The sequence below is a fragment of the Anaerobacillus alkalilacustris genome (assembly GCF_001866005.1).
GTDB classification, from domain to species: Bacteria; Bacillota; Bacilli; order Bacillales; family Anaerobacillaceae; genus Anaerobacillus; species Anaerobacillus alkalilacustris.
This window is the reverse complement of sequence record NZ_MLQR01000016.1, coordinates 148,360-160,993: the sequence shown is the minus strand read 5'-3', so window position 1 is coordinate 160,993 and position 12,634 is coordinate 148,360. Positions and strand designations below refer to the sequence as shown.

Genomic DNA, 12,634 nt, shown 5'->3' with positions numbered 1-12,634 from the left:
AGTAAGCGAAAAACATTGCAAATTAGCCGATATTTAAAGGCTACTTTGTGGAAACCAGCGCATATCTGGCTTCGAAAGATTGAAGGGAAAGCCCTCCCTTAATACGCAATTTGTCGTCGTTGCACCAGTCTAATTGTAAATAAATTTCCAAATGGATGGAGCCATCTTTAGTTGGGTATTAACTTTTTTGGCTCTAAACAAAGAATTAATTAAACTGAAAATTATGACAATATTTATACAACGCTAGTGTCTTTGGGTTAATGTCATAATTTTATTAACTTATTAATTTCTCACTTATACAATGAAGCGCCTTGATAATAATATTATGTTTTCTTAGTGTGACAATATTTATACAACGCTAGTGTCTTTGGGTTAATGTCATAATTTTATTAACTTATTAATTTCTCACTTATACAATGAAGCGCCTTGATAATAATATTATGTTTTCTTAGTGTGAAACGCGTTTTCTTAAAGAAAACGAATTAAGAAAAAATAAATGTTGTTAAAACCATACAAGTTTTGCTTATAATAGATAATGTCGATTATATATTTAACGATAATAAATATTTAACAGCTTCTTTTAATAAAAAGAAAATAACATTGAGATTCGTATGAGGTGAATAGAATGGAACGGTTACAAAAAGTTATTGCACAAGCAGGTATTGCTTCAAGGAGAAAGGCAGAGGAGCTTATTGTTGATGGCAGAGTTACTGTAAATGGTCAATTGATTCGAGAATTAGGAACAAAGGTTACACCGAATAAAGACAAAGTTGAAGTGGATGGAGTACCAATTGACCGTGAAGAACCTGTTTATTATATGTTATATAAACCAACTGGAGTCATTTCAAGCGTCAGTGATGATAAGGGGCGGAAAGTAGTAACAGATTTCTTCGATCATGAACATCGATTATTTCCAGTCGGTAGATTAGATTATGATACATCTGGTTTACTTTTATTAACAAATGATGGAGAGTTTGCTAATCAATTAATGCATCCCAAATATAAAATTACAAAATTGTATGTTGCAAAAGTACAAGGCGTTCCAAGTAGAGATAAATTAAGGCAACTTGAGAAAGGTATAGTTTTAGAAGATGGCAAAACAGCTCCTGCAAAAGTGAAGTTTGTATCCGGCAATACAAAAAATGGTACTTCAATCATAGAAATCTCAATTCATGAAGGAAGAAATCGTCAAGTGCGTCGGATGTTTGAAGCAATCGGGCACCCTGTATTAAAATTAAAAAGAGAAATGTATGGATTTTTAACTTTAAAAGGCTTAAATCCAGGAGAAGCTAGAACTTTAAGGCCTCATGAAGTAAAACAGTTACGTGAACTATCTGAAAAAAACAAAAATAAATAAGGTTTTATTAGTGAATGTTAGACGGTAAAACAGGAGAGAGGAAAATGAATAATCGTCATATATTTACGCGTATTGTAGTATTATCGTGTATTGTAATTGCAGTAGGTTATGCTATGTATTCAACTTTTATAGATCAAACAGAAATTGTAAATGTAGGTGATTTGGCCCCGAACTTTGTATTAAAGGATTTAGAAGGTAATGAAGTTGAATTAGAACAATTAAAAGGTAAGGGGATATTATTAAATTTTTGGGCTACTTTTTGTCCACCATGTAGAGAAGAAATGCCTTATATGGAAAACAGTTATGAAAAGTATAAGGGTGAAGGTATTGAAATTCTTGCAGTGAATTTTGATGAAGATCCTATTGTCATTGAAAAATTTGTTGATCATTATGAATTGTCCTATCCCATCTTATTGGATAGCGGGTTAAGTATTACGCATTTGTACGGAGTAAGAGAGTTACCGGCTACGTTTTTGATTGATGAAGATGGTTTTGTTATTGAGAGAAGACTTGGGGCTTTAACAGAACAAATGATAGAAGATTACGTAAAGCGCATACGACCTAATATTGATTAATAACAGCATAAATTTAGATAAATAAGCATGTGAGCATTTATTTATGACTAAGTAATGTAAGCCTATATTATCTACCATGAAGCTTTGAAGTGAGTAATTACTTCGAAGCTTCTTTCACATTATATAATAGTGTTAATGTGACAAAATTAAACTATTCAAAATTAGATGTTATGTTAAAATGTATGTATATGTAATATACTAATACTGGAGTATTAATTAATTATATTAAAAGATATTCTTACATACATTAAGGTAATTATACTTAGAAAACGAATAATTAACATTTATATTTTTTTAGTTTGGGGGAGTTAACATGTCAAAAGAAGCCAAAATTTTAGTTGTTGATGACGAGGAGCGTATTCGTCGCCTTTTAAAAATGTACTTAGAAAGAGAAAATTATGATGTAGAAGATGCAGAAAATGGAGAAATTGCTCTTCAGATGGCTGTTGAAAATGAGTACGATTTAATCTTATTAGATATTATGATGCCTGGTATGGACGGTATTGAAGTTTGTCAAGAACTTCGAAAGTCTAAAGCGACACCAATTATTATGTTAACTGCTAAGGGTGAAGAAGCAAATCGTGTTCAAGGTTTTGAAGCAGGAACGGATGACTATATCGTAAAACCTTTTAGTCCAAGAGAAGTTGTATTACGTGTGAAGGCTCTACTTAGGAGAGCATCTTCTACAAAGTTTTTACAAACGGAAACGTCTACGAAGGATGTATTAGTATTTCCTCATTTAACAATAGATAATGATGCTCATCGAGTTACTGTTAATGGGACTGAAATTAGCTTAACTCCGAAAGAATACGAATTGCTCTATTACTTAGCCCAATCTCCAGACAAGGTTTTTGCAAGGGAGCAATTATTAAAAGATGTTTGGAATTATGAATTTTTTGGAGATCTACGGACTGTAGATACACATATTAAACGCCTTAGAGAAAAGTTAAATCGTATTTCTCCAGAAGCTGCATCTATGATTTCAACTGTTTGGGGTGTAGGGTATAAGTTTGAGGCAGTGAAGGAGTAATGTTCTGGAGAAGTGTTGTAGGAAAATTATGGTTTACCATCTTATTATTAGTGTCTGTTGTACTAACAATTTTAACAATTATGCTACTACAGTACTTTGAGAAGTTTCATACAGATCAAGCTGAGGAGCAGTTAAAAAATCATGCTTTTTTGATAGCATCAATACTAACAGAGTATGAAACAGAGGAAGCTGCACTTACTACAAGTAAGCAAATAGTTGATAATTATAATGCTAAATTGTTATTACTACTAAATGAGGATGAATATTTGCACTTTCCTGATGAAGAAAACATTCCTGTTGAGTTATTTAAACAAGATCATCAGCTCAGAAGAGTAATAACTAACAATGAAGTCGTAATAACCAGAGGGGATTTTCCGTTTTATCTAAATGGAGAACAGATTCATAACGAAGTTCTTGTAGTTGGATTGCCGGTTGAATTAGTTCAAGACGGCAACGGGGTTTTATATATGTATCAAAACTTAGAAGTAGTTGAAGAAGCAGCTGCCCAAACTAAAAATATTATATACCTCGCTGCAGGGATTGCAATTATTCTAACGACCATATTTGCATTCTTTTTATCAACAAGAATTACAGCACCACTTCGCAAAATGAGGCAAGCATCACTAGAAGTTGCTAAAGGGAACTTTGATACAAAAGTACCAATTCTAACTAGAGATGAGATAGGTTCACTAGCCATGGCATTTAACCGTATGGGTAGGGTGTTAAATACAAATTTAACTGCTTTAAATCAAGAGAAAGAGCAGTTGTCAAGAATTTTAAGCAGTATGGCAGATGGGGTTATAACATTGGATCGAAAAGGTTCCATTGTTGTTACTAATCCCCCAGCGGAGCAATTTATACAAGCTTGGTATTTTGAACAAAGTGTCAATAACGAAAATAGAGATGATTTGCCAAAAGCAATAAAAAAACTTTTTCAACAAGTAGTAGCTCTTGAAAAGGAACAGATGGCAGAAGTTGATGTTCAAGGACGTACATGGGCAGTGCTAATGACCCCCCTCTACGATGAAAATTTCGTCCGTGGTGCGGTTGCAGTTTTGCGTGATATGACTGAAGAACGTCAGCATGATAAGTTGAGGAAAGACTTTATAGCAAACGTTTCACATGAATTACGAACGCCAATTGCAATGCTCCAAGGCTATAGTGAAGCGATTATTGATGATATTGCTGGATCTGAAGAAGAGAAAAAAGAGTTGGCACAAATTATATATGATGAATCTTTGCGAATGGGTCGACTAGTGAATGAATTACTTGACTTGGCTCGAATGGAAGCAGGCCATATTGAATTAAACATCGAGTCAATTAACATAAGGGAATTTTCTAGAAGGGTTTTAAGGAAGTTCCAAGGAATGGCTAAAGATCATAACATACAACTAAAAGCAGAAATTGCAGAAATTAAGCAAGAAATAATGGTAGATTGTGATCGAATTGAACAAGTGTTAACAAACTTAATCGATAATGCTATGCGTCATACTAGTGATAATGGATCAGTGATCTTAGCGATATCTGCATTTAGAGAAGGAATTAAATTTGATATACGGGATACGGGCTCAGGGATTCCAGAAGAAGACTTGCCATTTGTGTTTGAAAGGTTCTATAAAGCAGACAAGGCCAGAACAAGAGGTCGGTCTGGCACAGGATTAGGACTTGCTATTGTAAAAAATATTGTAGAAGCGCATAGTGGTCATGTTTCAGTTCATAGCAAATTAGGTGAAGGAACGACATTTTCTTTCTTTTTACCTTCGAAAAACGAAGAATAATAAATGTTTTTCACGAAACATCTTGTTTCATAAGAAACATTTAAGTGACGCTTTCAAGACTTGCTTAGCTAGTCAGTAAAAGACCTAGAGAGAGTTTACCTTAACAATCTTTCTGGGTTTTCTTACACTTAGGATATCCCAAGTGTTGTAGTGGAAGGAGAATTTTTTTATGTTTGATTATCACGTACACTCTAAAATTTCTGCAGATTCGAAAATGGAGATGAAAGATGCTTGTCAGACAGCAATTGAGAATGGAGTAAAGGAAATTGCTTTTACTGAGCATATAGATTATTTTTATCCCAATTGTGAATTAGTGTTTGATTTTGAATACCATGAGTATGAAAAATCAATACGAGAGGTAGAAGAGCTTTTTAAAGGTCAGTTGACCGTATTGAAAGCTGTTGAAATAGGTATACACCCATATTCAAATAAACAGAGTAAGGAATTTACTGACAGACATTTTTTTGACTTTATTTTAGGTTCTGTACATATTGTTGATGACTTAGACTTACATAATGGTGATTATTTTAAAAATAAAAACGTTGATGAAGCAATTAAACTTTATTTTGAAACAATAAATCGATATGTAAAAGATTACAAGGATTTTAATGTACTAAGTCATTTCACCTTAATAAAAAGGTACTTACATTTTGTTAACTCCCATTGGAAAGAAGTTAAATGGGAAAAGTATTTTGATGTGATTGAGGATACGTTTAAAAGTTTGATTGGATCCTCTCGTGGAATTGAAGTAAACATGTCTGGTTACCGTTATCGGCTCGATTGTGCACTTCCAGAATTACCTTTTTTAAAACTTTACCGACATTTAGGTGGAGAAATTATTACGGTCGGTACGGATGCTCATAGTAAGCACTTTGTTGGAAAATATTTAAATACTGGTTATAAATTACTGGATGAAGCCGGTTTTAAATACGTGACTACGTTCAAGGAGAAAAAACCTGATTTTCATTCAATTAAAGAAATGATTTAAAAAAAGGATGACTAAGATTCATAGTGAATTTTAGTCATCCTTTTTCGAATACAAACAAAACATGTTTGTGGAATCCTACTTCTGAGATTTTCTAGAAGATACAGAAGTACAATTAAGCTGAACTTCAATTAGTCGAAGTTTACCTTCCCCCACTAATTGTTAGTTTAACTTATCAACCATTAAGAGTGGGATAAATTTTTACGTCGATGAATAGAAGGTATTTTTTTCTTAATAGTCGAGAAGTTATACAGTGTGTATGAAAGCTCGAGGTACATAATCTGTATCATTCGAGCTTTTTTTCCGTTCCGAATTTATTTATTTAGGTCTTTATAAATTTCCCTCATGACGTGTGCTAACTCTGGGATAATTAGTTTGTTCATTGCAAGTTTTACAGCACCTGAAGAACCTGGCATAGAAAAAACAGCTGTTGCTCCTCTAACTCCTGCTATTGCTCGACTTAAGATTGCAGCTGGACCAATGTCTTCAGCGTAACTTAGGTATCTAAAAATCTCTCCAAAACCTGGCATCTCTTTATCTAACATTCCTTTAACAGCTTCGTATGTAGTATCTCTAAATGTTATACCAGTCCCCCCGTTTAATAAAACAGCCTCAACTTCTTTTTGTTCAGATGCCTCTCGAATCAAAGATTGAATTTGCGTGTATTCATCTTTAACAATACGGTAATCAACTACTTTATATCCACCTTGTTCTAATAATTCTTTCATAAGCTGTCCGCTCTTATCGGTCTCCATTGTTCTAGTATCAGAGACTGTGATAATCAAACAGTTAACAGATTTTGGTGCTTCTTTTCGATGTTCTTCTACTCCCATCTAGTGAAAATCCTCCTTAAGTCAAGTAAATAATTACAAATGGATTATATCACATAACAAAAAAAGAAAAAAATACTGGTTTATTACGGTAATAATAGGTATAATGATAAAAGTAAATTAATAGTAATCTTTAAGGTCATTTCATAAAAATGGAGTGTTAATAGGGAAGTTGGTGAAAGTCCAACACGGTCCCGCCACTGTAAACGTTAGAATACTTTCAAGATATTCCACTGTCTTTTTAGATGGGAAGGAAAAAGTATTTGCAATGCGTAAGTCAGGAGACCTGCCTTAAAGAACATGTTGTTCCTTCGAGGAAAAGGTAAACAGAATGTACAGCATTCTTATTTTTAAAATAATGTTGTTATATATCTGATTTATTTAAGCTCCTTGAAAAAGGAGTTTTTTGCATAATCAGAATTTATAAATTTCTAACTTGGAAACTGTCTAGCTTCAGCGCCTACGAGCTTGGTCACTTCAGTCAAGCTATTGACTTCAATAACTACATGAATAACGTCTCTGAATAGCTTCATGCAGCTTTGCTCCTGCGATTACTCGTCGCACAAAACACTGCTTCGAGGAAGCTTACTACGAAGCAATACTAGAAGACGCAGAAGCACGTAGGAAGCCAAAAAGCGGCTTCTGTCAAAGGTCTTCCAGTGCCTTTCGCTCGTGACCAAGGCGCTTGCGCTTTTCTTGTTTTCTAAAAATGGTAACAAATCCTTAACTTTTATTTACACAACAAAATTAGAAAAGGGGAAATAAAATGAAACAAAAATTACTATTATTTATGAGCGTCTTTTTTGTTCTTATGATGATTGGATGTTCAGAAACTGTTAACGAAGAGCCGGAGAGTAAATTAAGTCAAGCAGAAATTATTATTGTTATTGATGAAATCTCTGATAATCATCAAGTAGAGTTTGTAGATGGTACAAGTCTAATGGCAATCATGAAAGAAAATTTTGAAATTGAAACAGCTTTTGAAGATTCTTTTATTATCGGAATAAATGAAGTGCTTGCCGATGATGAAGCAAAGCTTGGTTGGATGTATTACATTAATGGCGACTTTGCTACAAGTGGGGCAAATGATTATATTCCAGAAGATGGCGATGTAGTTGAATTTAAATACGAATCTTGGGAATAAACGATCAATCAAACTACTAACGACAATGGCTATGCTATGTAGTTTAGCAGTTGTTGGAAGGTTAGCATTTACTTTCATTCCAAATGTTCAACCGACAACAGCAATTATTCTGTTGTCGGCTTTGTCACTTGGAGCGATTCCAGGAATTATGATTGCAATCGTTAGTACTCTAGTGACAAACTTTATTTTAGGAACAGGAATATGGACATTATGGCAGGTAGTGTCTTGGTCAATGATTGCACTAATTACAGGATTATTTAAGAATTTTCATCAACGATTACCTGTTTTTGTCTTATCTTTATATGCAGGGCTATGTGGGTTGATTTACGGGTTTATTATTTCGATACCCATGTCAAGGTTTGTAGGTAATTTCTGGGGATATTATCTTGCGGGGTTGCCTTTTGATATTAGTCATTCGATTGGAAATATTGTTTTCTTTTCAATCTTTTATCCTATATACTTTAAAATATTCAAAAATCAATTTAAAACTTTTTAAGAATTAGGGTGTGTTTATATGATGTTGTATACAAGGACTGGTGACGAAGGTAAGACAAGTGTTATTGGAGGTAGGGTAGATAAAGACCACATCCGTGTGGAAGCCTACGGCACAATTGATGAGCTTAACTCTTTTGTAGGTCTTGCTACAACTGAGCTTGAAAATAAATTGTTTCCGGATATTATATGCGAATTACAAAATATACAACACGAGTTATTTGATTGTGGTGGCGATTTAGCTACTGTAACTTCTCAATCCTCTTTTAAGGTTACTAGCGATATGATTCAATTTATGGAAGAGAGAATTGATATATATATTGTTGAAGCGCCTGAGTTACAAAGATTTATTTTGCCAGGTGGAGCTAAAGCAGCAGCAACGATCCATATTTGTCGAACTATAACTAGGAGAGCGGAACGGCTTGTTGTACAGCTTCACAAAGAAAATGAAATAAATCCAAATGTGTTAAAATATTTGAACCGGTTATCAGACTATTTTTTTGCGATAGCACGAGTTATTAATTTTCGTTCCGGAGTAAAGGACGTAGAATATAAACGAAGCGATATTGTTTTCCGCGGTGATAGAAAAGGGAAAATAGAATAAAAAGAAAATATACCAAGATAAAGAAGTGAGTTGTATAATAATTACAGCTCACTTTTTTTGTTTGAAATTTTTTCCAAAAATAACTCATCTGTTTTGGATTTTTTACATATATTATTTCGTATGAAATTGAAGGGGGACTTTGGATGAAAAGAGTTATTGCTGCTTTCATTTCAATTTTCTTTTTAACCAGTTGTTATGTAATTTCCGAAGAGGAGGTTGAAGAGAAAAAAGTTAGTGAAAAAGCTTATCTACTTCGCGATACACATATTAAAGAGAGAAAAGAACTAGAGTTTATTTGGACACTTTTTGATGGAAGAACAGGGGATGTAGTTATGACAGTGGAAGTATCTGAACTAGGCTATGTTAAAGGTGAAGGCTTAGAAGAGGAATTAGTTATTCAATTTGCTCAAAACTTAGCACAAGGTATAGATCAACCCTTGGTAAATCCAACCATTACGCGGACTGGAGAAGTGAAAGCTGGACAGAAAAGAGTTATTTTGTCGGAAATGGAGTTAGTCGAGAAAATGATGAGCCTCGCATATTACAATAAGCATTTTCACTTACCGATTTATGAAGAAGAACCATCAGTAACATTAGAAGACTTAGAGATTATTAAAAATTTATTGTTGAGTTCCTATACTACTTATTTCAATCCAAATGTCCATGGGAGGTCGGTAAATATTAACCTTTCATCTGAAGCGATTGATCATTTTGTATTAGGTCCTTCTGAAGTATTTTCATTTAATAAAGCTGTAGGACAAAGGACTAGGGAAAGAGGTTATCAAGAAGCAAAGGAAATTGTAAATAAACAATTTGTACTTGGAATTGGTGGAGGAATCTGTCAAACTTCGTCAACTCTTTTTAATGCGATTGATAAAGCTGGCTTAGAAGTTGTTGAACGCTATACTCATTCAAGAGAAATTGGATATGTTCCAACTGGCAGAGATGCAACTGTATCATGGGGGGGGCCAGACTTTAAATTTAAAAACCCTTACGATATTCCAATATTAATTAGTGCACAGACGAATCTTAAAACAGGTAAAGTTGAAGTACATGTGTATAGTTCTCAGATGCCAGGAAAAGCTATAGCTTCTAATCAATAATAGTTTGATTATTTTAATCAAACTGATTTGTACTTAAGGGTCATAGACCCCCACCTCTAAGCGTAGCTTAGGTGGGAACTTCTATTCAGGTGGAGTTGGGACTCCATCTGAATTTCCGATGTTCTAGCGAAGCTAGAACGAGTTCTCTTACACATAATTATTTTGAAAGTGTTAGGTCCACTTGTGTTGGTCAAAGTATACTGAAACAAGTGGATCATAATTGAAAATAATTTGAATAATAACTAATCATTTTGGAAAATCCTAAAAACGTTTCGTCCATTTATGGAATTATTTTAGTTATAAATATGATTGTACTTCCATAGGATAGGATTGTAGTAAAAATGATTTGTAAATATAGGGAGGATTACATGTACGACTATCTAAGGCGCTTTTTAATTGTTTTTGCTGTTGCTCTTTGTATAGGTTTATTGTTTGTTAGTGCAACAGTATCCTTTGCAGAAGCTAATGAAAAGTATGAAACGGTAAACTTCATTTGGCCAACAGTAGGAATGGTATCAGATACATTTGGAACGAGAAGTGGAAAACATTACGGAATTGATATTGCAGCACCTAGAGGAACAGAAGTAGTATCAGTTAGTGATGGAGTTGTAACTAAATCTTATTACTCTAACACGTACGGAAATGTTGTGTTTATTGAACATACCGATGATTTTGAAACAGTTTATGCGCATTTACATAAACGTATAGTAGAAGAGGGAGATATTGTGTACCAAGGTGAGCAAATCGGTACAGTAGGCGATACAGGTAGATCTTCTGGAGATCATCTACATTTCGAAGTTCATAATGGTAATTGGACAATGGCAAAAAATAATGCCATTGATCCTTTTCTATTATTAGGTGAAGATCAGAATACTTTTTTTGTTTTATCGGATGATGTTAAAGAAAATAAACAATACAAAGTTGCATCGGCCTCTACAAAGCCTGAACTAGAGTTTCATGAAGGTAGTGGTAGTCAATATACAGTAGTTAAAGTTAAGAAAGGCGATACTTTATGGAGTATTGCTGATAAATATCAAGTATCGGTCCACGATATAAAAATTTTGAACGGACTTAAATCGGACAATATTCTTGTTAACCAAAATATTAAAATTGTTTCAAAAGGTAATTATATTGTCCAAAAAGGGGACAACCTTTGGAAAATAGCAGAACAATCGGGTGTTTCTATTACAGAATTAAAAAAAATTAATGACTTACAAGGAGATACTATAAAAGTAGGGACGTTATTAAAAGTTAGAAAAGAATAATAAAACTATACAAGTTAATACATAAGAGAGCTTAAAGAATATGTTTTTCGTATTCTTTAAGAACTTTGTAAGGTGTTTGTCAAACAATCTTGATACAAATTACGACATATTTTTCTTCACTATAATAAGTTTAAAAGTTATAATAGTGTAAATAGTTTGTAATTAAATAGTATTTAACCTTTATATTATGAAAATCAAGCGTGACGGCTAAAGGCAAGAGCATACTTCACTACTACCTATTTCAAATAAAAAGTGGACAAGGTATCTAAAATGGAGTTCAAGTCACATACGCTTTAAGATGAGAGGGGATTTTTATGTTAACAGATTATCATAACCACCTTGAAAGAGGGACATTGACACTGGAGTATTTAAAACAGTTTACTGACCAAGCGAAACAGAAAGGGATCGAGCATTTTGGTATATCTGAACATGCTTATCATTTTTACCAAACTAAAAATATCTTAAGTAATCCGTGGGTTGATGAACGCAGATTTTATGATATGGATGATTACGTGAAACTTTTTCAGCAAGCATGGGATGCAAATATTGATGTGAAAATGTCAATAGAGATGGATTATACGCCTGGTAAACATAAAGAAATGGAACAATTTATTAAAAGTTATGACTTTGATTATGTTATAGGGTCTATTCATTGGGTCGAGGACTTTGGTATAGATCTAGGTGAATTCAAACATGAATGGGATCGACGTGACTTGAAAGAAACATATTCAAAATATTTTGATCAAGTTGTTACACTTGCAGAATCGAATTTATTTGATATTGTTGGCCACTTAGATTTAGTGAAAATATTTAATTATATTCCAAACGATGAAGAATTTTTAATGGAGCAGTATGAGCGAGCAACTACGGCACTAGCCAACTCAAAAACGTGTGTTGAAATAAGTACTGCAGGTTTAAGAAAATATGTAGGGCAACTTTACCCAGATCCAAGATTACTTAACTTATGTTATAAAAAGGGTATTCCTATCGTATTATCCTCAGATGCCCATATACCTGAAGATGTTGGGAAAGATTTCGATCAAGCAATTGCTCTTGCAAAAAGTGTTGGTTATTCAAAGTTGATGACATTCAACAAGGGAGAGCGTAAGGAAGTTTCTTTAGGTTAGTATCTTATGGGGTTAAGACTACAAATATAGAAAGAGAAACGCAAAGAATGAATTAAAGTTCTTTGCGTTTTTTTATATAATCAGAATTTATAAATTTCTAACTTGGATACTGTCTAGCGCAAGCAGCCTACGAGCTCGGTCACTTCAGTCAAGTTACTGACTTCAATGTCTTCTTGGATTACTTCTTGAATATGCTCCTTGCTACTTTGCTCCTGCGATTACTCGTCGCACAAAACACTGCTTCGAGGAAGCCTACTCCAAAGCTATGCTAGAAGACGCAGAAGCACGTAGAAAGCCAAAGAGCGGCTTCTGTCAAAGCCTTCCAGTACCTTTTGCTCGTGACC

At 33.8% G+C, this 12,634-nt stretch carries 12 protein-coding genes and 1 riboswitch; of the genes, 11 read left to right on the top strand and 1 reads right to left on the bottom strand.

The genetic code is table 11. The annotated features are described in order from the left end of the window. Positions 1 to 625: 625 nt before the first annotated feature. The 5 genes from BKP37_RS07750 to BKP37_RS07730 all read left to right on the top strand — a co-directional run bounded on the left by BKP37_RS07750 (position 626) and on the right by BKP37_RS07730 (position 5,728). Complete coding sequence (locus tag BKP37_RS07750) at positions 626 to 1,357, top strand: pseudouridine synthase (RefSeq protein ID WP_071309035.1); 732 nt, start codon at positions 626 to 628, stop codon at positions 1,355 to 1,357. 44 nt (positions 1,358 to 1,401) lie between these two features. Then, positions 1,402 to 1,932, top strand: a complete 531-nt coding sequence (gene resA / locus BKP37_RS07745) for a thiol-disulfide oxidoreductase ResA (protein ID WP_071309034.1) — start codon at positions 1,402 to 1,404, stop codon at positions 1,930 to 1,932. 313 nt (positions 1,933 to 2,245) lie between these two features. Then, positions 2,246 to 2,962 (top strand): response regulator transcription factor, encoded by a 717-nt coding sequence (locus BKP37_RS07740; protein ID WP_071309033.1) that lies wholly within the window; start codon positions 2,246 to 2,248, stop codon positions 2,960 to 2,962. Beyond that, positions 2,962 to 4,740: an ATP-binding protein gene (locus BKP37_RS07735; RefSeq protein WP_071309032.1), complete on the top strand. Its 1,779-nt coding sequence runs from the start codon at positions 2,962 to 2,964 to the stop codon at positions 4,738 to 4,740. Before BKP37_RS07740 ends, BKP37_RS07735 begins: the two co-directional genes overlap by 1 nt. A gap of 169 nt (positions 4,741 to 4,909) precedes the next feature. Continuing rightward, a complete protein-coding gene (locus BKP37_RS07730; RefSeq protein ID WP_071309031.1) occupies positions 4,910 to 5,728 on the top strand; it encodes a histidinol-phosphatase HisJ family protein in 819 nt (272 codons plus the stop codon). Positions 5,729 to 6,039: 311 nt separating this feature from the next. On the opposite strand, the gene BKP37_RS07725 is transcribed toward BKP37_RS07730, so the two are convergent. Then, complete coding sequence (locus tag BKP37_RS07725; protein WP_071309030.1) at positions 6,040 to 6,558, bottom strand: MogA/MoaB family molybdenum cofactor biosynthesis protein; 519 nt, start codon at positions 6,556 to 6,558, stop codon at positions 6,040 to 6,042. Positions 6,559 to 6,674: 116 nt separating this feature from the next. Beyond that, a riboswitch (cobalamin riboswitch) is annotated at positions 6,675 to 6,863 on the top strand. A 458-nt stretch (positions 6,864 to 7,321) separates the two neighbouring features. Between BKP37_RS07725 and BKP37_RS07720 the strand changes: the two genes are divergently transcribed. From BKP37_RS07720 to BKP37_RS07695, 6 genes are all read left to right on the top strand, one after another. Next, positions 7,322 to 7,699, top strand: a complete 378-nt coding sequence (locus BKP37_RS07720) for a DUF4430 domain-containing protein (protein WP_071309029.1) — start codon at positions 7,322 to 7,324, stop codon at positions 7,697 to 7,699. Continuing rightward, positions 7,671 to 8,195 carry an ECF transporter S component gene (locus BKP37_RS07715; RefSeq protein ID WP_245712466.1) on the top strand — a complete coding sequence of 175 codons (525 nt, stop codon included), beginning with the start codon at positions 7,671 to 7,673 and terminating at the stop codon, positions 8,193 to 8,195. The genes BKP37_RS07720 and BKP37_RS07715 overlap by 29 nt, the downstream gene beginning before the upstream one ends. 18 nt (positions 8,196 to 8,213) lie before the next feature. Then, positions 8,214 to 8,795 carry a cob(I)yrinic acid a,c-diamide adenosyltransferase gene (locus BKP37_RS07710; RefSeq protein WP_071309028.1) on the top strand — a complete coding sequence of 194 codons (582 nt, stop codon included), beginning with the start codon at positions 8,214 to 8,216 and terminating at the stop codon, positions 8,793 to 8,795. 143 nt (positions 8,796 to 8,938) lie between these two features. After that, the gene (locus tag BKP37_RS07705; protein WP_071309027.1) at positions 8,939 to 9,898 is read left to right on the top strand and encodes a VanW family protein; all 960 of its coding nucleotides are present in this window, start codon (positions 8,939 to 8,941) and stop codon (positions 9,896 to 9,898) included. Positions 9,899 to 10,266: 368 nt separating this feature from the next. Then, the gene (locus BKP37_RS07700; protein ID WP_071309026.1) at positions 10,267 to 11,163 is read left to right on the top strand and encodes a M23 family metallopeptidase; all 897 of its coding nucleotides are present in this window, start codon (positions 10,267 to 10,269) and stop codon (positions 11,161 to 11,163) included. A gap of 314 nt (positions 11,164 to 11,477) precedes the next feature. After that, the gene (locus BKP37_RS07695) at positions 11,478 to 12,290 is read left to right on the top strand and encodes a histidinol-phosphatase (protein WP_071309025.1); all 813 of its coding nucleotides are present in this window, start codon (positions 11,478 to 11,480) and stop codon (positions 12,288 to 12,290) included. Positions 12,291 to 12,634 lie beyond the last annotated feature (344 nt).

What these genes read in the sequence shown, in the direction of transcription:
- BKP37_RS07750 (WP_071309035.1), top strand. Translation starts at nt 626, where the DNA reads ATGGAACGGTTACAAAAAGTTATTGCACAAGCAGGTATTGCTTCAAGG.
- resA (WP_071309034.1), top strand. Translation starts at nt 1,402, where the DNA reads ATGAATAATCGTCATATATTTACGCGTATTGTAGTATTATCGTGTATT.
- BKP37_RS07740 (WP_071309033.1), top strand. Translation starts at nt 2,246, where the DNA reads ATGTCAAAAGAAGCCAAAATTTTAGTTGTTGATGACGAGGAGCGTATT.
- BKP37_RS07735 (WP_071309032.1), top strand. Translation starts at nt 2,962, where the DNA reads ATGTTCTGGAGAAGTGTTGTAGGAAAATTATGGTTTACCATCTTATTA.
- BKP37_RS07730 (WP_071309031.1), top strand. Translation starts at nt 4,910, where the DNA reads ATGTTTGATTATCACGTACACTCTAAAATTTCTGCAGATTCGAAAATG.
- BKP37_RS07725 (WP_071309030.1), bottom strand. Translation starts at nt 6,558, where the DNA reads ATGGGAGTAGAAGAACATCGAAAAGAAGCACCAAAATCTGTTAACTGT.
- BKP37_RS07720 (WP_071309029.1), top strand. Translation starts at nt 7,322, where the DNA reads ATGAAACAAAAATTACTATTATTTATGAGCGTCTTTTTTGTTCTTATG.
- BKP37_RS07710 (WP_071309028.1), top strand. Translation starts at nt 8,214, where the DNA reads ATGATGTTGTATACAAGGACTGGTGACGAAGGTAAGACAAGTGTTATT.
- BKP37_RS07705 (WP_071309027.1), top strand. Translation starts at nt 8,939, where the DNA reads ATGAAAAGAGTTATTGCTGCTTTCATTTCAATTTTCTTTTTAACCAGT.
- BKP37_RS07700 (WP_071309026.1), top strand. Translation starts at nt 10,267, where the DNA reads ATGTACGACTATCTAAGGCGCTTTTTAATTGTTTTTGCTGTTGCTCTT.
- BKP37_RS07695 (WP_071309025.1), top strand. Translation starts at nt 11,478, where the DNA reads ATGTTAACAGATTATCATAACCACCTTGAAAGAGGGACATTGACACTG.